Origin of the sequence: Mesorhizobium sp. C416B (assembly GCF_030323165.1) — a bacterium.
Taxonomy (GTDB): Bacteria; Pseudomonadota; Alphaproteobacteria; order Rhizobiales; family Rhizobiaceae; genus Mesorhizobium.
This window is the reverse complement of record NZ_CP100471.1, coordinates 3,249,229-3,269,197: the sequence shown is the minus strand read 5'-3', so window position 1 is coordinate 3,269,197 and position 19,969 is coordinate 3,249,229. Positions and strand designations below refer to the sequence as shown.

General features: G+C 61.6%; 17 protein-coding genes and 1 pseudogene. 10 read left to right on the top strand and 8 right to left on the bottom strand.

From position 1 onward, the window contains the following. Positions 1-34: 34 nt before the first annotated feature. The gene (locus NLY43_RS15905; protein ID WP_023668816.1) at positions 35-712 is read right to left on the bottom strand and encodes a sugar transferase; all 678 of its coding nucleotides are present in this window, start codon (positions 710-712) and stop codon (positions 35-37) included. Between the two features lie 607 nt (positions 713-1,319). On the opposite strand from NLY43_RS15905, the gene NLY43_RS15900 reads away from it, so the two are divergent. After that, positions 1,320-1,592, top strand: a complete 273-nt coding sequence (locus NLY43_RS15900) for an exopolysaccharide production repressor protein (protein WP_023711266.1) — start codon at positions 1,320-1,322, stop codon at positions 1,590-1,592. A 47-nt stretch (positions 1,593-1,639) separates the two neighbouring features. Here the strand turns inward: NLY43_RS15900 and NLY43_RS15895 are convergent, their stop codons facing one another. From NLY43_RS15895 to NLY43_RS15870, 6 genes are all read right to left on the bottom strand, one after another. Further along, a complete protein-coding gene (locus tag NLY43_RS15895; protein ID WP_023711265.1) occupies positions 1,640-3,475 on the bottom strand; it encodes an ABC transporter ATP-binding protein in 1,836 nt (611 codons plus the stop codon). Between the two features lie 5 nt (positions 3,476-3,480). Continuing rightward, positions 3,481-4,449: a phosphoenolpyruvate carboxykinase (ATP) gene (locus NLY43_RS15890; protein ID WP_023711264.1), complete on the bottom strand. Its 969-nt coding sequence runs from the start codon at positions 4,447-4,449 to the stop codon at positions 3,481-3,483. Next, positions 4,449-6,365, bottom strand: coding sequence for a lasso peptide isopeptide bond-forming cyclase (locus NLY43_RS15885; RefSeq protein ID WP_023711263.1), 1,917 nt, complete (start codon positions 6,363-6,365; stop codon positions 4,449-4,451). Before NLY43_RS15885 ends, NLY43_RS15890 begins: the two co-directional genes overlap by 1 nt. A gap of 3 nt (positions 6,366-6,368) precedes the next feature. Continuing rightward, on the bottom strand, positions 6,369-6,743 hold the full coding sequence (locus NLY43_RS15880) for a lasso peptide biosynthesis B2 protein (protein ID WP_245263585.1): 375 nt from the start codon (positions 6,741-6,743) through the stop codon (positions 6,369-6,371). A gap of 25 nt (positions 6,744-6,768) precedes the next feature. Further along, complete coding sequence (locus NLY43_RS15875) at positions 6,769-7,038, bottom strand: PqqD family protein (RefSeq protein ID WP_245261370.1); 270 nt, start codon at positions 7,036-7,038, stop codon at positions 6,769-6,771. Between the two features lie 161 nt (positions 7,039-7,199). Continuing rightward, the gene (locus NLY43_RS15870; RefSeq protein ID WP_023684233.1) at positions 7,200-7,352 is read right to left on the bottom strand and encodes a lasso RiPP family leader peptide-containing protein; all 153 of its coding nucleotides are present in this window, start codon (positions 7,350-7,352) and stop codon (positions 7,200-7,202) included. A 485-nt stretch (positions 7,353-7,837) separates the two neighbouring features. On the opposite strand from NLY43_RS15870, the gene NLY43_RS15865 reads away from it, so the two are divergent. The 9 genes from NLY43_RS15865 (at position 7,838) to NLY43_RS15825 (ending at position 18,485) form a co-directional block, all read left to right on the top strand. Beyond that, on the top strand, positions 7,838-8,962 hold the full coding sequence (locus tag NLY43_RS15865) for a nucleotidyltransferase family protein (RefSeq protein ID WP_023711260.1): 1,125 nt from the start codon (positions 7,838-7,840) through the stop codon (positions 8,960-8,962). A 143-nt stretch (positions 8,963-9,105) separates the two neighbouring features. Further along, on the top strand, positions 9,106-10,128 hold the full coding sequence (locus NLY43_RS15860; protein ID WP_023711259.1) for a glycosyltransferase family 2 protein: 1,023 nt from the start codon (positions 9,106-9,108) through the stop codon (positions 10,126-10,128). Positions 10,129-10,255: 127 nt separating this feature from the next. After that, complete coding sequence (locus NLY43_RS15855) at positions 10,256-10,651, top strand: cytochrome P450 family protein (RefSeq protein ID WP_023694203.1); 396 nt, start codon at positions 10,256-10,258, stop codon at positions 10,649-10,651. A 121-nt stretch (positions 10,652-10,772) separates the two neighbouring features. Next, the gene (exoK, locus tag NLY43_RS15850; protein ID WP_023711258.1) at positions 10,773-11,672 is read left to right on the top strand and encodes an endo-1,3-1,4-beta-glycanase ExoK; all 900 of its coding nucleotides are present in this window, start codon (positions 10,773-10,775) and stop codon (positions 11,670-11,672) included. A gap of 54 nt (positions 11,673-11,726) precedes the next feature. Continuing rightward, positions 11,727-13,058: a UDP-glucose dehydrogenase family protein gene (locus tag NLY43_RS15845; RefSeq protein ID WP_023668805.1), complete on the top strand. Its 1,332-nt coding sequence runs from the start codon at positions 11,727-11,729 to the stop codon at positions 13,056-13,058. Positions 13,059-13,089: 31 nt separating this feature from the next. After that, positions 13,090-14,169, top strand: a complete 1,080-nt coding sequence (locus tag NLY43_RS15840; protein ID WP_023711257.1) for a glycosyltransferase — start codon at positions 13,090-13,092, stop codon at positions 14,167-14,169. Between the two features lie 223 nt (positions 14,170-14,392). After that, positions 14,393-15,634, top strand: a complete 1,242-nt coding sequence (locus NLY43_RS15835) for a glycosyltransferase (RefSeq protein ID WP_023696969.1) — start codon at positions 14,393-14,395, stop codon at positions 15,632-15,634. A 221-nt stretch (positions 15,635-15,855) separates the two neighbouring features. Next, entirely contained in the window at positions 15,856-17,025 is a 1,170-nt protein-coding gene (locus NLY43_RS15830; protein WP_023711256.1) for a glycosyltransferase, read from the top strand. Further along, positions 17,022-18,485 carry a lipopolysaccharide biosynthesis protein gene (locus NLY43_RS15825; RefSeq protein ID WP_023684224.1) on the top strand — a complete coding sequence of 488 codons (1,464 nt, stop codon included), beginning with the start codon at positions 17,022-17,024 and terminating at the stop codon, positions 18,483-18,485. The genes NLY43_RS15830 and NLY43_RS15825 overlap by 4 nt, the downstream gene beginning before the upstream one ends. A gap of 225 nt (positions 18,486-18,710) precedes the next feature. On the opposite strand, the pseudogene NLY43_RS15820 reads toward NLY43_RS15825, so the two are convergent. After that, positions 18,711-19,760 (bottom strand): annotated as a pseudogene (locus NLY43_RS15820) (polysaccharide pyruvyl transferase family protein); the annotation flags it as partial. Positions 19,761-19,969: the final 209 nt, after the last annotated feature.

The window sequence follows — 19,969 nt, the reverse complement described above, 5'->3', positions numbered from 1 at the left end:
CGTACCGGCCCGATTGCTGACCAGTTGCGGTCGGTCAGTAGGAACCGCGCGACATCCACACCGCAGGCACGGTCTTGAGGATGATGCGAACGTCTTCGAACAGCGACCAGTTCTCGACATAGTGACGGTCGAACGCGACGCGACTGTCATAGGAGACATCGTTGCGTCCGCTGACCTGCCAGAGCCCGGTCAGGCCCGGCCGCGACTTCAAATAATAGACCGCGGCGCTGCCGTAGATCTCAAGCTCGTCGCGCACCACCGGGCGAGGCCCGACAAGGCTCATGTCGCCCTGCAGGATGTTGATGATCTGCGGCAGCTCGTCGAGGCTGAGCTTGCGCAGAACGGCGCCGACGCGGGTGACGCGCGGATCGTTCTTCAGCTTGCGGGTCGCGATCCATTCGGCGTTGGCTTCCGGATTGGCCGCGAGATAGGCGGCCAGCACACGTTCGCCGTCTTCGACCATGGTGCGGAACTTGAGGCAGGGGAAAATCCGCCCACCGCGTCCGATGCGCTTGTGGCCGTAGAAGATCGAGCCGCCGTCGGAAAGCTTGACCAGAAGGGCCACCATCAGGAACAGCGGGCTAAGCGCCACCAGGCCGACAAGTGAACCGAAAATATCGAAACTGCGCTTCAGCAGCCCGCCGATGGGTGGCGGAAAATCTACGCCGACATGCGAAAATGCCGCATTGGCCGACTTGGCAACGTCCCTCATGCAAAAGCTCCATACGTTGAACGGATGGTTTATGCCACGATACCAAAAAAATGCTGCAGCGCAACACACAATTTCCCATATGGCTGAAATAGTCACGTCAGGAATTGACCAAATAATAAACCCTCCTTGCCCAAATTTTGCCCTTTATGGCGGGTTTGTGACGAATAATTAGCAACCGTAGGAAATGTAATGCATTTTTTCGGCGGGTTTTGGGCAAATCGTCCTTTGCCGCAGAGGGAACGGCTTTAACTGATTTTCGAATCACTGGCTTTGCTAAATTAATCAAGTAAAATACTAATCAACGTTGTAGATTCTACTGTAGTATAAAGCGCATGACGAGTTAGGTCACCACCCCTGCGTGTGCATCGCAGCATGGCGGAGTCCAAGCCGCCGCCAAGCCGAAAATTATTGCAGGTTGCCCTTGCCGTCAGTTTCGCGCCTTAATAGAGTCGCAAATTATTCCTGATAGAGTCTGGATGGGTTGGGAAGGCCGGAAGCAACCGGCCGAAAAAGAGCAGCTAAATAAGCTCGCATGGCGAATGGGGAGATACTCGGGTGGGTAAGTCATCGCTTTTGCATGCTCGGGCCGGTTGACGGGCCGCCGAACATGTCATTACCAAAATTCGTCATTGGAATGGTTTTCGCCCTCGCGATCGTGGTCGCGTGGTCCTATGTCGACGGCGCGACGGTCACCACAACGGTGCTTCGCGTCATCGGCTGCGCTGTCCTCATCCAAGTCGGTTATTTCCTGCTGGTGTATGTTATGATCGCCAGGAGCGCGCCGACATCGGCCGACAGGGCTCGCGACGCCGAAAGAAGCCTCGGCGCCGACAAGGCGGTTGAAGGCGAGAAGCTCTCGGCGAGGCGCAGCGTGCATTGAACAGTCTGAAGCCGCAAGGTCGGCCTCGGATCATCTTGCAGCCGGACTCAGCCTGCTTCGGCCGGCTCGGGTTCCGATTGCTCGCCTGAAAGCATTTTCGACAGGCGGCTGCCGGCCTTCGCTTTCAACCTCTGATATTGCCCGACTTCGACGATTCGTCCGTTTTCGACTGCAACCACCCAGTCGGCGAAGGCGATCATCGATGGCCTGTGCGCAATGGTCAGGATCGTCATCGATCCGCGCAAGCCGTCGATCGATTTGGCGATCAGGGACTGGTTCTGCCAGTCGAGCGCGCTGGTCGCCTCGTCGAGAATGAGCAGCGAAGGTTTGCGCAGCAGCGCGCGCGCCAGCGCGATGCGCTGGCGTTCGCCGCCCGAGAGCCGGACGCCGCGGTCGCCGACCACCGTGTCGAGCCGCAACTCCAGCCGCTCGACGAAGTCGGCGCCATGCGCAGCGCGCAGTGCAGTCCACAGCTCCGCGTCACTGGCTTGCGGCGCGGCAAGGCGCAGATTGGCGGCGATCGTATCGTGCAGCAGGAACACGTCTTGCGGCACATACGCCACCTGGTCGCGCCAGCGCCGGCGGTTGGCGGCGCCGATCTCGACGCCATCGGCCAGGATTTTGCCCTCGCTCGGTTCGAGCAGGCCAAGCAGCATGTCGGCAAGCGTGCTCTTGCCCGATCCTGACGGACCGATCAGCGCCGTTACCTTGCCGGCGGGTAGGCCAAAGGTGACATCGCTCACCACCGGCTTGCCGCCCGCCTCATAGGCAAAGGAGACATTGCGTATGTTGAGCCCGACATCGAGCGACAGCTTGGCATCCGATTCGAGGTTTGCCGGCTCGCGCTCGGCATCGAAACGCGCCTGCATGTCGCGCATCGAGGCATAGGCCGGCAGATTGATCAGCACCTGCTGCGCCTGCATCTGCATGTCCATGAAGCGCGGCGCAATGCGCATGAACACCAGAAGCAGGACAACGATCTCGGCCAGCGAGAGGTTGAAGCGCACCAAAGCGACATAGATGAACAGGCTCAGACCAATGACGCTGGCGACCTGGAACAGAGCGGTGCCGATGGTGCTGTTGCGCACATAGTTGATGTTGTCGGCCTTCATCTTCTCCAGTGTCGCGCGAAGCTGCGCGTAATAGGTCGCCTCGACATTCAGGCTCTTGGCCACCTTGATGCCGCCGAGGAACTCCGAGACCGTTCGGTACTGCTCCTGGCGATTGCTGGTCAAAACCCGGCCGAAGGCGCTGGCTCGTGCCCGAAACGGCTGCAGCGCCAGGAAGGTGACGATGCCGACGACAATGGCAAACGCCGTCATCACTGTCGAAATGAACAGCGAGACAACGAGATAACCCGCCAGAAGCACGGCGATCTGCACCAGCATCAGCAGGGAGAACGCCGCCGACTGCACGCGGTCGATATCGCCGGTCAGCGCATGGTCGAGATCGGAGCTGCGCATGCGCGCGAATATCCCCCACCGCGCCTTGCCGATGCTCTCGAACAGGTTCATGCGCAGGCGATTGATGAAGTCGAGCAGCAGCCGCGCCATGTAGACGGATTTATAGCGGTTGAACGCTGCCTGCAGCGCGACAAGCCCGACCAGCAGGCAAAGCACCGTGGTCAATTGCAGCGTTCCGTCCGGAGCCAGCCAGCGCACCCAGTCGCGGTCAGGCAACCTGACCGCGAAATTCTGCTCGGGTCGCCCGACCAGATGCAGCAGCGGCACCAGAAGCAGGATCGAGATGCCTTCGGTCAGGCTTCCCAGGATCAGGAACAGCAATGCCGTGAAGGTCCTGCGCCCGCCGATCCGGGCCATGGCGGCGCCGAAGCCGGCGACATCGCGGTAAAACGAAAAGCGCAGGATCTGCGATGCGGACATGTCAGTCACCGCGGCCCTTTGTCGGCCGCCAGATCGTTTTCGATCAGGGCGACGGCTTCGCCGATACGGTCGAGCCCGGTGGGCACTTCGAGGCGACAGACGCCGATCTGGCTGGCCAGGGCCGCGCATTGGCGAAGATGTGTCGTGGCAAAATCGCCGACCAGGGCTGGACGGCCGAAACGCGTCACATAGGAAAATTTGATGATGGCCGGCAGGGCGCCGATGCCTGGCAGCGGCGTGATCGCTGCTTTGTCGCTGCGCTCGAGGATATAGATCCGGGTCGCCGGCACCGCGTCTGCCGCAAATCCGGCGTGCAGGCGATGCTGCATCTTGTCGATCGCCGCATGCACCTGCGGGCGTATCTCTGCCTGGCGGATGGGAAACGCGGCGGCCGCATCGGCGGCGAGTTTCAGCTGCGGAAAACCCGGAACGATCATCGGCCGGTCCGTGAGATCGAGCGCCACGACATCGTCGGTCAGCAATCGATGCCCGGCGCGGATCATCGCGCTCGCGGTCGTCGATTTCCCGGCGCCCTTGTCGCCCATGAAGACAGCGCTCTTGCCGCCGACCGCAATGGCGCTGGCGTGCAGGATGAGCAGGCCGCGCTGGTGCAGGAGCAGTGCCATGACCGGACCGAGCAGCGGAAACGCCAGCAGCGCATCGTCGACATCGGGCGCCGGCTCCACCTCGATCCGGCAGGCATCGGTGATCAGGAAGGCGCCGACCGTCTGCCATGCCAAATATTGCTGCCGCGGCTCGAAACGGAAAGCGGTTCCGGTCTCGGGCGAGGGTTTTGGCAGGTCGATCGGGCCGACCGTGATCAGCACATCGACGCAAGCTGGTTCGCTCGGCTCTAGCTCAGGCAGTTCGACCTGCGAAGCGATCGTCAGCCCATAGGCTTTGTACAAGTGCTGTGCGCGAGCAGCAATTGCATGGCGGTCATCAGCGGCAAGAGGCATGTTGGCCGGCATCATCAGTGGCTCCCGCGCTGTTGCACCTGCCGCAGCCACAACGATAGCGAAATCGAACGCCATACATATTGGACATCGGGCAAGGTCGCGGCCTCGGGTTGGCTGGAAATGCGGCCATAGGCGGCGGTCACCTCAGGCAGGTTGACGTAAGGGGCAATCCGCGCCGCATCTTTCACCAGCACCTTGTCCAGGAGATCGCGGTGGTTGCCCAGCATGCCTTTGACCAAATTGGAGGTGAAATCGATCTTGTCGCGCCGCCACTGCACCGCCGGGGGCAAAATTCCTTCCATGGCACGGCGCAACACCGAGCGGCCAAAGCCCTGGTTCAGCTTTTCCGCGCCGGGCAGTGCCAGGCAGAACTCGACCAGAGGCTTGTCCCAGAAGGGGTAGCGCGGCTCGACGCCGAAATTCGCCGCCGCCTTGTCGAGTACCTCGAAGGCGTGCGGCACCATGCCGTTCGACAGCAGCCAGCGATGGGTCAAGGTCTCGCTGGCGCTGACCGCGGGCGGCATATAGCCGGCCCTGCGGAACCGTTCGACGAGGTCGGTACGCATCGCCAGGTCCGGATTGATCAGGGCGCGCCAGCTCGTCGCCGGCCGCCCAGTGGGATGGCGCCGCAATTTGCCAAGCACGCGGTTCGCGAACCGCTTGATTCTCGCGATGCGCCAGGCCGGCCCGTAAAGGGTAAGGAACTGGTAGTAGAGGCCGAGCATGCCATCGCCATAGGTGTTGGAGGCGCTGCGCAGCTCGCGCCACAGCTCCATCCATTTGCCGGCATAGGCGAGTTCGTGCAGATGGCCGTGGCCCTGCGAAACCACCTCGTCGCCTCCATGGCCGTCGAGCAGAACCTTCATGCCCTTGCCGCCGGCGGTCCTGTAGATGTCGCGGGTCAGCGACAGGCCGGGCGCAAGAAACGTTTCTTCCTGCTCCTCCAGGATGCGGTCGAATTCGGCGAAGGGGGCATAATTGCCGACCGAAATCAAAGTGCCGTCGACCTTCTGCTGGCCCAGCACCGCCTCGATGAACGGACGCTCATCCATCGGCGAGCCCTTTTCGAACACCAGCGAGAAGGTCGGCAGCCTCGATCTTTGCTGGGCGGCATTCTGCAGGCCCGCCACGCAGGCGATCGAGGAGGAATCGAGGCCTCCGCTCAGCATAGCACCGACCGCAGGCGTGCCGCGCATGCGGTTGCGGACCGATTGCGAGAACAGATGCCGGAATTCCTCGGCCGTGTCCGATCGCATCGGCCTTGGCGAGGGTTCGATCTGCCAGTAGCGGCGCAGCACCACCTGGTTGCCGGTCACTGTCAGACTGTGGCGCGCCGGCAGGCGGAAGATATCGGCATAGGCTGTCGACTGCGGATCGTCGGGCAGCCCGGCCAGGAATCCCGAAATCTGGTGTTCGCTGATGCGCATGTCGACGCCGCCGGCATCGAGGATCGGCCCGATCTCCGAGGCAAAGACGAAGCGCCGGTCGCTCGAATGATAGTAGAACGGTTTGACGCCGAAATGGTCGCGCACGCAAAACAGCTGCCGGCGCTCGCCATCCCAGATGGCAAAGGCGAAGTCGCCTTGCAGATGCTCGGGGCAGGCTTCGCCCCAGCGCAGATAGGCGCTCATCACAAGCACGGCGTCGGCAACCGAATTGTCCCGGATGCCGAGCCTGGCCAAGAGTTCGTCGCGGTTGTCCAGCCGGCAATCCGCGGTGATTGCGAGCTTGCCGCCGGCCATGGTCAGCGGGCCGGGGCCGGCTTCATCGGTGGTGTTGAGCCAGGCGTGGCCAAGAACGACGCCCTCGTCGATCCACCACGAACTGCCGTCAGGCGCGCGATGCTGCATGCGGGCAAGCATGCGCTGGATGTCGGCCGCGGCGGCCTGCCTGCCTTCCTGCCTCAGCAGAATTCCGGCGACGCCGCTCATCGCTCACTGGCCGTGGTCGACGAGATGGTTAAACCTGCCAAGCGAGCCGCCGAGCACGATATGGTCGCCGCTGACCAGCCAGGCATGCGCCTTCAACTCGGTGCCGGTATCGCGCTCGATGCCGATGCGGATTTTTGAGGCGTTGCCCTGGCGGGCAAGCAAATATTGGCCGGAAAGCGCTTGGGTCAGACAGCTTGCGCCAGGCACCAGGCGGGCAGCCGCAGCCACGCCCCAGGCGACACGCCTGAGATCGCCGATGTCGGCTGGTTCGCGCGCGTCGAGCCGGGTCACCATGCGGCGCACTTTGTTGTAGGAAAGCAGCGTCAGCCCCAGCCGCACCGACACGACCACCGCAAGGCAGTGGGCGAGAAAGAGCATCTCCGGCCCGCTCAGTGAGAAAGCTCTAGACAAGTTCCTCATCATGGAGCCTCGCAAGCCCGGCGTCCGCCAAGCCCTTCAACAATCCATCGACATCGGCCTTGCAGCGTTCCGGATCGACATTGTAGCGATCCAGCACGGCGCTGCGGATTTCGGAAATCGGCCGCGGCTCCTGGATCAGCTCCCAGATATAGGCGCCGACGCCGTTCAGGCTGTAATAGATGTTGGACCTCATATCGAGCAGCGCTAGGCCGTTGCCGAATTCGCAGGCCACGGCATCCTTGCTCGCGCTCATCCGATCATGGTCCGTGGGGTTCCAGTCCATCCTAAACCTCGCTCACAACCAACGCTTCGGCAATTCCGGACAAAGACGCGAGAGCCGGGGTTTGACCCCCGACTCTCCTTAGTGCGCTCTGTTTGCAGAGTCCGGACTTTGTCACCCCAACGAGAGAATACTCAGGAGAAGGTGAGTTCGCCGACCGGCGTATGTGCCGGAAACGAGGCGTCGAGTGCCGTAGTACCGCTACCGCCTTGCGTGATGGTCTCGATCGAGCCGTGGACCGTCAGGCTAGGGGTTTCGTACTCATGCTTTTCAACATTCTGTTCCAATTTACTCTCCACTTGTGGACTGGAAGCGGCCTGTCGATTGCCGGCAGCGAGCTATTGCTGCACCGCAATAGCTGCATGGCAGCATTTATGAGTCAAGCCTGATTTACCAGCCGTTAATCAATTCTCGGTTGCGACTCCCTTCAATGGTGATCAAAGCGCTTTGCATTTTCACATCCCAGGAGAATTCAGCAGAGTGTCCGAGGCCATCAACTAAGTATCTGATTTAATTACGTTAAGTTTTCCTTCGAATGCTCCTCACTTGGGCGCTGGCGCATTCCCACAAAATTGTTGCTGACGTACCCGCCACAAGCCCCGATCAGGCGGCGCCTTGCATCTCGTTGTAGGACTGTGTTGCGAAACGTTCAGGTTGCAGGAAAATTGGCGCCAAAGGAAAAACTGGACGCGGCGCATGAATTTGGCGATGCTTTGCTTCGCAGTTGCAATATAACGCGCCTGGCGAATTTTTTGCGGAGATGCTGCAGCATATGGCATTGCAGGAAGGGACCTTCGAAAGGTTGCGCGCCGCTGGCTGCGCCGACGAAGTGGCCTATGTGCAGGCTTGCCTGCGGCTGTTCTTCGCCTCCAGGGCGAGCCCCAGCGCCGCGCCTGCACCGGCCATCTCCGTTGCCGATGTTTGCGATATCGCCAGGCTGAACAAGGTCGCCACCTTCATGCTGAAGGCGCTGTCGCGCCCACCGGCGGGCGAGACGCCGCCGGGATTGCTCGAGTGGCTCGACACTTATCGCCGGCGCACGATTGCGATGAACTCGTCCGGCATCATGGATTCGATGGCCATCGACAAGGCGCTGCGCGGCAGCGGCATCGATTTCGTCTTCCTGAAGGGCCCCCTCCAGCAGCAACTGCTCTATGGCGACCATTTCATGAAGCCGTCCGGAGATGTCGACATATTGGTGTCGCCGGCCGGCTTCTTTAGAGCTCGCGATGCGCTGCGCTCGATCGGCTACGAGGTCGCCGGCAAGTCCCGCTCCGTCTGGTGGGTGCGCTTTCTGGGCGAGCAGCACATGGTTCGCAGCCAAGGTCGGAAATTGTCCACCGTCGATCTCCATTACCGGCTCCAGCAGCCGGGATCGCCCAGCCCGCGCGATACGGAAGGGTTCCTGCGCCGCAAGCGCGCGCTTGCGATCGCCGGCTCCAGCGTGCCGTTCATCTCGGCCTCCGACACTTTGCTTCTGTCCTGCATCAGTGTCGCAAAGGCGCTGTTCAACCGCGAGCCATGCGCGGGCTATGTCTGCGATATCCGGGCCGCTGCCGGTCGGCTGAGCGAGGCCGAGCAGCAGACTGTGCTCGACTACGCGGCCGAGCAGGGGCTGGCTGACACCCTGCTGCTGGGCCTGCGCGCCGCCGATGTGCTGCTTGGTGGCGCCGGCACGCTGCTGTCGGATCGGGCCACCAGGATCCTGTCACGCATCGGCAATGAAGACCTGTTCCACATGGTCATCGCGCCGTGGCTGTCGTCGCTCAGATGGCCGCAACGGCGCACCGTTTTGTGGGAATTGTGCGGCCGCGAACCTGTCCGCTACCTGACCGAGGCCGGCTGGGCCGCGTCAGCCGACCTCAGCCGGCGGATTTTCGAGCGGGAAAGCCGGTGACGATGAGGGTCGTCATGCAGCAGGCAGATAACGTTCCGTCCCGATCCGCTGGGGATGGATCGGGGGATGGATCTGGGTCCGGCGCCGCGCGCCGGGAGGGCGAGGGACCAATGCGACACTTTATGCAATCGAAAGGCCACCCTATGTCCATGACAGAATCCCGGGTCTGCGTGATCATCGCGGCGCGCAACGCGGCCCGGACCATTCCCGCAGCCATCGCCTCGGCGCTGCGCGAGCCGGAGGTGGCGGAAGTCGTTGTCGTCGACGACGCCTCCACCGACGACACCGCAAAAGTGGCCAGCGCTGCCGACGATGGCAGCGGTCGGCTTTCGGTCATCCGGCTCGACGTCAATCGCGGCCCGTCCTTCGCTCGCAATGCCGCCATTGCCGGGTCGAAATCGCCTTTCATCAGCATTCTCGACGCCGACGATTTCTTCCTTCAGGGACGGTTTCGCCAGCTGTTTGCCAGCACCGACTGGGATTTCGCCGCCGACAACATCATGCTGATCCGTGACGATACGGCGACCGACGTCTCTAAGATCGTCGCCCCGTCCTTTTCGGCGGACCCGGAATTCCTCGACTTCGAGCGGTTCATCGAGGGCAACATCTCCAGACGGCGTGTCCAGCGCGACGAACTCGGCTTTCTCAAGCCGGTGATATCAAGAGCTTTCCTCGACAGGCATGGGCTGCGTTACGACGAGAACCTGCGTCTCGGCGAAGATTATGAACTGTACGCCCGCGCCTTTGCCCTTGGCGCACGCTTCAAGGTCATCCGTTCCTGCGGCTATGGCGCGATCGTGCGCGCCGATTCGCTGAGCGGGCGCCACAAGACACAGGATCTGAAGCGCCTCGCCGATGCGGATCTGGCACTGCTCAAGATCGACAGCCTGCCGGAAGGCTCCAAGGCCCTGCTGCGCAAGCACGAGCGGCATGTGCGTGACAAATACCGGCTGCGCAATTTTCTCGATGTGAAGGCCGAGCGCGGCATGGCGTCTGCCGCCGCCTACGCGCTGGCCAGCCAGTCGAACTTCATTCCCATCGTTGTCGGCGTGGCCGCCGACAAGCTCGATGCGTTGTTTCGCCACGCCGGTCTGCCCCCGCGGCAGCAGCCGGTGCCGCCCTTGCGCTTCCTCATGGCCGCTACCAGCACGGCGGCGCAAAAGTAGGCTCCGCCAAGTCCGGGACGGCGGCCGCAAGGCTGAAAAAATTGCCTTTCTGAAACTCGGAGGTTGCCTACACGCCCCGACGATGGCACTGTATGTTGCGGTGCAGCAATTTTGGAAGGCCAACCGGATGGCTTCAATTTTCGGCTTCAGGTCCAGGGACCCAGCGCGCGACAAGCAGACCGATCTGGCGCGTTTCGACCGTCTGGCAAAGCTGTTGGATCAGATCACGGCCGAGATTGCGGCCGAGAAGACCGGGCTGGAGGCCCGCTACCGGTCGAAGTCCACCAACGCGGCCTTCCTGGTCGAGTCGATGGAGAACGGCTCGGCGTCGGCAAGCAAGCTGTCGGAAGTCGGCGAGTTGACGAAGTCCATCCTGAACTGCGAACAGCGCATCGCCGAGCTGGTGCGCCAGACGAGCCGGATGAAGGAACTGCGTCATTCGCTCGACGCGATCGTCGGCGAGGATGGCCAGGGTTCTGATTCGCACGGCGAATATGTCAAACCCGCAGGTCGCTTCGGCTGAACACGGTCACACGAGACACAGAAGAGAAAGTTCGGGGACGGAGGATCGGGATCGGCCCGTTAGCAATGTGGGCCAATCGGTGACTTTGGGTTGGGGCGGAACAGCACAAAGGTGAATTGATATGAACGCAGATCCGAAGACGACGCCCATGGCGGCAATCGATGCCATGATTTCCGCGCGGCCAAATCGGCCAATGCGTCTTGTATTCCCAACGCGTCTTCTATCCGTTGGTGCGCTTCTGTTGGCGGCAGCCGCAGCTCTGCTCGGCGCCGCGCACCCCTCCCGCGCCCAGGACGCCTCCCCGGAGATGCAAAGCGCACCGTCCTTCGTCGACGATTTCAAGAGTTTCGATCGTTCGCGCTGGTATGTCTCCGACGGCTGGTCGAACGGCAATCACCAGAACTGCACCTGGTCGAAAAGCCTGGTAAAAGTTTCCGACAACATGCTGACGCTCGGCTTCGAAAAGCGCAAACTGAAGGACCGCGAGTTCGCCTGCGCCGAGATCCAGACCAAGCAGCGCTTCGGCTATGGGACCTATGAAGCACGGATGAAGACCGACACCGGATCCGGTCTCAACGCCGCTTTCTTCACCTATATCGGCCCTGCCGACAAACAGCCCTGGTATGAGATCGACTTCGAGGTGCTGACCAAGGATACATCCAAGGTGCAGGTCAACAGCTACATCGCCGGCAAACCCAAAAACGAGAAGCTGGCCGAGGTCGAAGGCGGCGCCGACAAGGGCTTCAACGACTATGCTTTTATCTGGGAAAAGGACCGGCTGCGCTGGTACGTCAACGGCAAGCTGGTCCAGGAAGTGACCAATCCCGAGCAATTGCCGACCCACTCGCAAAAGATATTCTTCAGCCTCTGGGGCAGCGACACGCTGAAAAACTGGATGGGCGCCTTTTCGGACCCCGGCCGCCAGGTGACGATGCAGGTGCAGCGCGTCGCCTTCACCGCACTCGGCCAGCCGTGCCAGTTTCCGGAATCGTTGGCATGCAGTGTAAGCAGCATAAAGTAATCTGAACCGGCCCGGCCATATAAGGCCAAAGGGCGTGAACAGGAATTAACCCGAATGAATTTGACGGTCTTTGGAATTGGCTATGTCGGTCTCGTGCAGGCCGCGGTGCTGGCGGAGGTCGGGCACCAGGTGGTGTGCGTCGATGTCGATGAAAAGAAGGTCGAGCGGCTCAACCAGGGCCTGGTGCCGATTTTCGAACCGGGACTGGAGGCCCTGGTCAAGGAGAACCACGCCGCCGGCCGCATCAAGTTCACCACCGATGCCGCCGCCGGCGTAAAGCATGGCGAGATCCAGATGATTGCGGTCGGCACGCCACCCGGCGAAGATGGTTCGGCCGACCTCAAATATGTGCTGGCGGTGGCCGAGACCATCGGCCGCGAGATGGACGGTCCCAAGATCGTCGTCGGCAAGTCGACCGTGCCGGTCGGCACCTGCGAAAAGGTGAAGGCCAAAATCGCCGCGACGCTGAAGGCGCGCGGGCGCCAGGACCTGGCTTTCGATGTCGCTTCCAATCCTGAGTTCCTCAAGGAGGGTTCCGCCGTCGCCGACTGCATGAAGCCTGACCGCATCATCGTCGGCACCAACAGCGAGGGCACCGAGGCGGTGATGCGGGAGCTCTACGCGCCGTTCAACCGCAACCACGAGAAGATGATCGTGATGGACGTGCGCAGCGCCGAATTCACGAAGTACGCCGCCAACTGCATGCTGGCGACCAAGATCTCCTTCATGAACGAAATGGCCAATCTGGCCGAGCAGCTCGGCGCCGACATCGAGGAGGTACGCAAGGGCATCGGCTCGGATCCGCGCATCGGCTACCACTTCATCTATCCCGGCCTCGGCTATGGCGGTTCGTGCTTCCCCAAGGATGTCCGCGCGCTGATCAAGACCGCCGAAGGTGTCAAGTTCGACGCCAAGCTGCTGCGCGCCGTGGAGGAGCGCAACAATGCCCAGAAGTCGGTGCTGTTCGACAAGGTGCACCGTTATTTCAAGGGCAGTCTCAAGGGCAAGACCTTCGCGCTCTGGGGCCTCGCCTTCAAGCCCAACACCGACGACATGCGCGAGGCGCCGGCGCGCGTCCTGATGGAGGCGCTGTGGCAGGCCGGCGCCAATGTGCAGGCCTACGATCCCGAGGCGATGCAGGAATGCCAGGCCATCTACGGCCTGCGCGACGATCTGCTTTTGTGCGGCACCAAGGAGGCGGCGTTGCGCGGCGCCGACGCGTTGCTGATCGCCACCGAGTGGAAGAGTTTCCGCGCCCCGTCCTTCGACGCGGTGAAGGATGCCCTGACCACGCCGGTCATCTTCGATGGCCGCAACCTCTATGATCCCAAGGTCATCGCCCGTCACGGCATCGAGTATTTCTCGATCGGCAGGATGGCGGCGTGAAGGCAGGGCGGCACAACGCGGAGCCAGGTTCATGAAAGTTCTGTTTGCAGGCGGCACCGGCTACACGCCGCAATTCAGCGGGGGCGTCCAGTCGAGCACCCACCACCTGGTCGAGCAATTGCGCGAAAACGGTCACGAGGCATCCGTTCTGGCAGCGCTGTTCGGCGACGGCATGTTCGGCTTCCGGGCGCGCGCCAAGATGAAGCTCCTTCGTCAGCGCGCGGTCATCGACAATTTCCCGGGCTATCCGGTTGTACGGGCGTGGTTCCCCTGGGAAGCGGCCGACTTCGCCGTCAAAAAGTTGAGGCCGGATGTCGCGGTCGTGCAGTGCCACAATTCGGTGCCGATCGGCAGAGAGTTGCAGAGGCTTGGCGTGCCGCTGACCGTCTATCTGAGGAATGTCGAATTCGACGAATTGGCCGGCGATCTGCGTGAGCTCCATTCGGCGGTTTATATCGCCAACTCCGAGTTCACCGCGCGCGCCTATAAGGCAAAATTCGATATCGATTCGACGGTTATTCCGCCGACCATCAATCCCGCGTTCTACAGCACACCGACGACCGGTGAATTTGTCACGCTCATCAATCCATATGAGGAAAAAGGCTTCGATCTTGCGGTGCGCATTGCCGCCGCCTGTCCCGAGATCCCGTTCCTGTTCGTCGAAAGCTGGAAGCTCGACGACGATCATCGAGCCCGGATCGAAGCAACAATCTCTCCCCTCCAGAACGTCAAGCTGGAAAGCCGCACCAGCGACATGAAGACGGTCTACGGCCGCACGAAAATCCTGCTTGCGCCCAGCAAATGGGAAGAAGCCTGGGGCCGGGTGGCCTCGGAAGCGCATTGTAGTGGCATTCCCGTGGTCGGCTCGCGGCGCGGCGGTCTGCCGGAAGCGATCGGCGCCGGCGGCGTGGTACTGGACTACGACGCCCCGCTCGCCGACTGGGTCGCAACGGTCAGGCGGCTGTGGAGCGATGAGGCCGAGTACAAGCGGCTGTCAGCGACAGCACGTCAGTTTTCGGAGCGGCGGCAAATGAACCCCGACAGCCAGTTCGCAACGTTCATGGGCGTTCTCGACCGCGCAAGACGTGTCGGTTTGGAGCGCGCAGCCTAAACGCGTCGTGTTGCAGTTCAGCTGAGACGCTGCACGACCGTGGTCGCGCAAAGTTCCCGTTAGCCAGGTCCAGGCGTCGTGCGCCCGTCCGGATCACTTTTAATTGCTGCAGTGCAATATCTTGTGGCACTGCAGCAATCAACGTGTATTCTGCCTGTCTACATTAGGGCTTGTGCGATATGGACCGCTTGGTCCGAGCAAGCCCCAACCTTATGGGCGGGTCATGCGCGTGGGCTTTGTCGTCGGCGAATTCCCTCTGCTTTCGGAAACCTTCGTCGTGGACCAGATGGCTGGGCTGCTGGCGCGGGGCTTTCAGGTCGAAGTGGTCTGCGAAAAGATGCAAGGTGACCACCGAATTGACCGGCAAAGCGAGCCGATGGCGACGCTGCTCGCCAGAACCCGACATTGGTGGCGATGGGCCGCTGTAATCAGCAAATTTGTACAGCGTCTGCCGCCGCGTCTGCGATACAAGGCCTCGACCGTTCTCGACATCGCCTTTGCACGCCGCCTGAACCGCTGCGACGTGATTGTCGCCCACTTCGGACAGAACGGCGAGAGAGCAGCCGCACTGAAGAAATGGAAGGTGCTCAAACCACCGATTATAACCATCTTTCACGGCGCGGACGTGGCGATCCCGGCGCGGCAGGCAGTGCTCGCGACACAATATGCCGGGCTGACCAAGCATGGGACCCTGAACCTGCCCGTCAACGATTACTTCCGCACGATGCTGCTGGAAGCCGGCCTGTCCCAGGCGAGCACGACGGTCCACCATATGGGAATTGACACCCGCGAAATCGGCTATCGCTGGGAATCGTGGGAAGGCACCCAACTGGTCGTGACGACGGTTTGCCGCCTGGTCGAAAAGAAAGGCGTCGAGTTCGCCTTGCGAGCCCTGGCCTCCCTCAAGGCCTCCCAGCCGCAGCTAGACTGGCGTTACGACATTGTTGGCGACGGTCCTCTGCGGATGAATCTGGAGAGGCTGGCCGTAGAGCTGGGCTTGGCTGGTCGCGTAACATTCCTCGGCAGCCTCCCTCACGCAGAGGTGAAAAGACGGCTTCGCATGGCGCATCTCTTTTTGCTGCCAAGTATCACTGCCAGCGACGGGGATATGGAAGGCATTCCGGTCGCGCTCATGGAGGCCATGGCCGCCGGATTGATTGCGGTCAGCACGTATCATTCGGGAATCCCGGAGCTCATCAAGGATGGGGAGACGGGGTTGCTTACGCCCGAGCGAGATATTTCAGCGCTTGCCGGCAAGCTTGCCTGGGCCGGGGAGCACCCGACCGAATGCGAGCGTATCGCGCTTGCCGCACGCCGCAAAGTCGAGGACGACTTCAACGCAGATGTTCTGAATGAACGTTTTGCGCAGATCGTTACCCAACTGGCCACATCGAGCCCTGCGCATGAACCTGCCGGTCATGTCGGGGTTTCCGAGGGCCTGGCGGATCCTTCATCTGCCGGCTGACACTGCTGCTCTGCGTTTGATCGGCAGACACGCCAAGCCGAGGGAAATCTTGCTACAGTGCACCAAAAATGTTGCAGTGCAGCAAGACCTATACTAACGTCCCTGCGGGTGGGCCAACAGCGGTAGAGTTCCATGCTGCATGTCTTGTGCCTCCGGCACCCTGTTTTCGGCCCGGCTTTTGTCAAGGGCACACCGGCTCTCCGCACGAGCGCATCCTGCCGATGAAGATTTGCTTCGTAGTCGACAAGTTCCCCTCATTGTCCGAAACCTTTGTTCTCGACCAGATAGCCGGATGCCTTGAGCGCGGCATGGAAGTCGGCGTCGTCTGCAACGAGACGTCCTTCGGCAGGGACAGCAACATCGATGATCCGCGCTGGCAGGCGCTGCCAGGAAAGGTCATATGCTGGTGGGGTGGCCTGGGTCGCTATCGCCCGCTGCTCAGGAAGTGGTCCGGCAGGTTCTGGGACAAGCTCTCGACCGCCATCGACATTGCTCATGCCCGAAAACTGCAGGGCGCCGACGTCATCGTTGCCCATTTCGGCAACAACGGCATGCGCGTGGCCCGCGCCATCAAGCGCGGGAGGATTTCCGCTCCCCTGGTGACGATATTTCACGGCCGTGATGTCGGCGAACCGCTGCATGACAATACGCTCGCGCGCTACAAGATTGTGTTCGAAAAGGGCGTTCTTCAACTGCCGGTGAATGCGTTTTTCCGCGATGCCTTGATTGAGGTCGGTGCATCGCCGGAGCAGGTTGTGGTTCACCATATGGGGGTGCGGCCGAGTGACATCGACTATCGGTGGCGTTCATGGGAGCAGGCTACGCTCTCTTTCATCTCGGTCTGCCGCCTGACTGAAAAGAAGGGCATCGAATATGCGCTTCGCGCGCTTGCTGGCCTGCCGCGGCGAGACTGGATCTACTCGGTGATCGGCGGCGGAGAACTTCTCGAGCAGCTGAACGGGATCGCCGCAGAGCTTGGCATTGCCGACAGGGTGAATTTTCTTGGGCCCCGGCCGCACAGCGAAGTCAAACAGCGTCTGCGCGATGCGCATGTGTTCCTGCTGCCCAGCGTCGGCGCCCGCGATGGCGATCTGGAAGGCATTCCGGTTTCGCTGATGGAAGCGATGGCCGCCGGCCTGACGGTGGTCAGCACATATCATTCCGGGATCCCTGAACTGATCGATGATCACAAGACGGGTTTTCTCGTGGCTGAGCGGGACGTTGCGGCGCTGACCGGCAAGCTTGCCTGGATCGCCGAGAATCCGAAGCCGTGTGAAGGGATCGCTCTCGCGGCGCGCAAGAAGATCGAGGCGGAGTTCAACTCCGATCTGCTGAACCAACATTTCGTGGAAATCGCCATGCGGCTTGGCGAAACGAGGTCGCTTGCATGAACGCCAATCCGCCCCCCCAGTTCGGTCGTGTCGCCCTGCGCGGCGGGCTGGTAACCATCGGCGCCCAGGGTTTCAAGATGGCGATCCAGTTTCTCTCCGTCATCGTGCTGGCCCGTCTGCTCGTCCCCGAGGATTTCGGTCTGGTGGCTTCCGTCGGGCCGATCGTGGCCTTCGTCGGGCTGCTTCAGAATCTGGGCCTGCAGCAGGCTGTGGTTCAGCGCAAGGACATCAGCAACCAGCAGCTCAACCAGGTGTTCTGGATCAGCGCGCTCGTCGGGCTGGGTAGTGCCGTGGTAGTGGCCGGCCTGGCGCCTGCCATCGCCGCGTTCTATGGCGATCAACGTATGTCCGGCATCACCCTTGGCTCCGCCCTGCCGCTGCTTCTCGGCAGTCTGGCCGCAGTGCCGCTGGCGTTGATGAACCGGCACCTGCAGTTCGGCCAGCTCGCACTGAACGACGTGATAAGCGCCGCCGCCGGACTTCTGGCCGCCGCGATCGCGGCCTATGCGGGGTTGGGCTACTGGTCGCTGGTCATCGGCCCGGCGGTTTCGGCAGCTATCGCCCTGGCTGCCGCCTGGCTGGTGGCGCGTTGGACGCCTTTGCGGCCGGACCTGAAGGTCGATGCCGATATATTGTCGTTCGGCGCCAACCTGACCGGCTTCAACCTCGCCAACTTCTTCTCGCGCAATCTCGACAACATTCTCATCGGCAAATATTCCGGTGCGATCGAACTCGGCTATTACGACCGCGCCTACAAGCTCCTGTTGTTCCCGCTGCAGAACATCAACCAGCCGCTGACACGGGTCATGGTGCCGCTGCTCAGCCGCATCCACGATGACAAGGCCCGCTTTCGCGATATCTATGTGCGCACCAACTGGATGCTGGCGGCCGTTACCATGCCGGGCATCGCGGCGCTGACGCTGACCTCCAATCAGATCGTCGGACTTCTCTTCGGCGCGGGCTGGGCACCGGTCGCACCGATCTTTGCCTGGCTGGGCATCGCCAGCCTGGTCCAGTCCGTTTCAAGCACGACGGGATGGATATTCATCTGTCAGGGCAAGACGAAGACCATGTTCCATTGGGGCATCTATTCGTCGCTGACGACCGTCGCTGCCTTCGTCGTCGGCCTGCACTGGGGCGCCGTCGGCGTTGCCGCGGCCTATGCCATCAGCGGTTACGTGCTGCGCGTTCCCGTGCTGGCGCTACTGGTCCATCGCGTCGGTCCGGTGACCGCCGCCGACTTCCTGCTCATGCAGGGGCTTTTCATCGCCTCGTCCCTGCTTGCCTGGTTCCTGTACCTGTGGTTGCCGGCGTCTCTAACGGGCCAGTCAGACCTGCTCGCGGTCTTTTTGGCGCTTGCCCTCAACTACGGCATCGGTCTCGTTTTCATGCTTGCCGTCCCGCAGTCGCGACGCGCTTTGTTCACCACCCTGTCCAACGCCGCGCGCAATATCCGCTGAGCGGCCGGCGATCAGCGGCGCCAGCAGGTTTGTGGCCGACATTGCCGAAGCATGTTCTTCGAGCACGGCCTGAAGGCTTGTCTTGCGATAGCGGTCGAGATTTCCCGCAAATCGGCCGAGCTTTTCGCGCGCCTCTTCGGGCGTCACGGTGTCGATGTCGAGCAGCACATCGTCGACACCGATTCGCTTGGCCACTTCCTTGGTTTTGAACTCGTAGGCGATCGGCAGCACCGGCGTGCCGACGCAAAGCGACATGATCATCATATGCATGCGCGTCGCGACGACGAAGTCGAAGCCCTTCACCAGCGCCATCAACTGGTCCGGCGTGTGGAACGAAGCGTCCACCGTTACGTGGCTGGCGATCTCAGGATCGAGCTCGGCAACGATGGCCTGTGCGGTCTTGGAATCGTCATGGGCATATTCCGGCACGCCCTGACACGTGGAGACGAAGGTCACCTCCTTGCCAAGGTCCCTGACAAGAATTGTGGCGATCTCGCGGACCGAATCCAGATAGCGGCGCATGCCGCCCTCACCGTCGCTGACGTAGTTCCACTGGCGGACCGAAATAGCGACGCGGCCCGTCGACGCCGGCGGCTGGCTGGAAGCGAGACGCTTGCGGATCCTGTCGGTATCGGCCAAGGCGAATACGGCATCGGCCACCACGCGGCACTTGCCGAGATCCTTCACCAAGTCCCGGATATGGGTCCGCGACCGTTCGTCGCGCAACAGGATGAGCGGACTGCGGTCAAAGATCGGGCCGAGCTCCTGGCGGTTGTAACTTTTGTCGAACGGACCGAGGGATTGCGTGAAGAAGACCGGATCCTTGCCAAATACGGCATCGAGCCTGAACTGATTGAGGCGTCGTTCGAGATTGTAGTTCTCGACGAGATAGGTTCCCCCTGTGGTGACCACCATGTCCGCGTCGGCGTAGATATCGAGACCGCGCCGGTCGCGATAGCTGAAAAAATTGCCTAGCGCGCTGCTGCCAAACCAGCGCAGAGCCTGGAGAACGAGCCGATTGTAGATCGGCTTGAACCGGTCCCTCAGCCCGCTGCCATTCTTGTATCGGAACAGGGATTCCGACAGCAGCTTATGAAATTCGAGGTCGGGATAATCCGTCTTCGGATAGAGTCGTTCCGCAACCTCGGGCTGGCTGTCGAAGACGGCAAACCGCACGTCGCCTTGCACGATCGTCTTGAGAATGTGGCGGATCGCCAGCAGAATCGCCGCATCCCCGGTATTCAGGCAGACTGTGTTTTCAACGACGATCTTCATGGGATACCTCATTTCGTCAGCAGATTCCGCGGCGTGGCCTGCGGTGCCTAGGACGGGCATGGTGACCGAAAATACCCACGCCAGGACGATCCCGATGCGGCTCGCGTCACAATCCATCGCTGCATCGGGCTGGGTGACCAGCCAGAGCGGCGCTCAAGCCCGACGGAGGGTAACGCATCAATTTTGCAGTGCAACAAAAAACGTGCACT

Excerpts from the sequence above, each read along its gene's own strand:
- NLY43_RS15905 (WP_023668816.1), bottom strand. The coding sequence starts at position 712 with ATGAGGGACGTTGCCAAGTCGGCCAATGCGGCATTTTCGCATGTCGGC.
- NLY43_RS15900 (WP_023711266.1), top strand. The coding sequence starts at position 1,320 with ATGTCATTACCAAAATTCGTCATTGGAATGGTTTTCGCCCTCGCGATC.
- NLY43_RS15895 (WP_023711265.1), bottom strand. The coding sequence starts at position 3,475 with ATGTCCGCATCGCAGATCCTGCGCTTTTCGTTTTACCGCGATGTCGCC.
- NLY43_RS15890 (WP_023711264.1), bottom strand. The coding sequence starts at position 4,449 with ATGATGCCGGCCAACATGCCTCTTGCCGCTGATGACCGCCATGCAATT.
- NLY43_RS15885 (WP_023711263.1), bottom strand. The coding sequence starts at position 6,365 with ATGAGCGGCGTCGCCGGAATTCTGCTGAGGCAGGAAGGCAGGCAGGCC.
- NLY43_RS15880 (WP_245263585.1), bottom strand. The coding sequence starts at position 6,743 with ATGCTCTTTCTCGCCCACTGCCTTGCGGTGGTCGTGTCGGTGCGGCTG.
- NLY43_RS15875 (WP_245261370.1), bottom strand. The coding sequence starts at position 7,038 with ATGAGCGCGAGCAAGGATGCCGTGGCCTGCGAATTCGGCAACGGCCTA.
- NLY43_RS15865 (WP_023711260.1), top strand. The coding sequence starts at position 7,838 with ATGGCATTGCAGGAAGGGACCTTCGAAAGGTTGCGCGCCGCTGGCTGC.
- NLY43_RS15860 (WP_023711259.1), top strand. The coding sequence starts at position 9,106 with ATGTCCATGACAGAATCCCGGGTCTGCGTGATCATCGCGGCGCGCAAC.
- NLY43_RS15855 (WP_023694203.1), top strand. The coding sequence starts at position 10,256 with ATGGCTTCAATTTTCGGCTTCAGGTCCAGGGACCCAGCGCGCGACAAG.
- exoK (WP_023711258.1), top strand. The coding sequence starts at position 10,773 with ATGAACGCAGATCCGAAGACGACGCCCATGGCGGCAATCGATGCCATG.
- NLY43_RS15845 (WP_023668805.1), top strand. The coding sequence starts at position 11,727 with ATGAATTTGACGGTCTTTGGAATTGGCTATGTCGGTCTCGTGCAGGCC.
- NLY43_RS15840 (WP_023711257.1), top strand. The coding sequence starts at position 13,090 with ATGAAAGTTCTGTTTGCAGGCGGCACCGGCTACACGCCGCAATTCAGC.
- NLY43_RS15835 (WP_023696969.1), top strand. The coding sequence starts at position 14,393 with ATGCGCGTGGGCTTTGTCGTCGGCGAATTCCCTCTGCTTTCGGAAACC.
- NLY43_RS15830 (WP_023711256.1), top strand. The coding sequence starts at position 15,856 with ATGAAGATTTGCTTCGTAGTCGACAAGTTCCCCTCATTGTCCGAAACC.
- NLY43_RS15825 (WP_023684224.1), top strand. The coding sequence starts at position 17,022 with ATGAACGCCAATCCGCCCCCCCAGTTCGGTCGTGTCGCCCTGCGCGGC.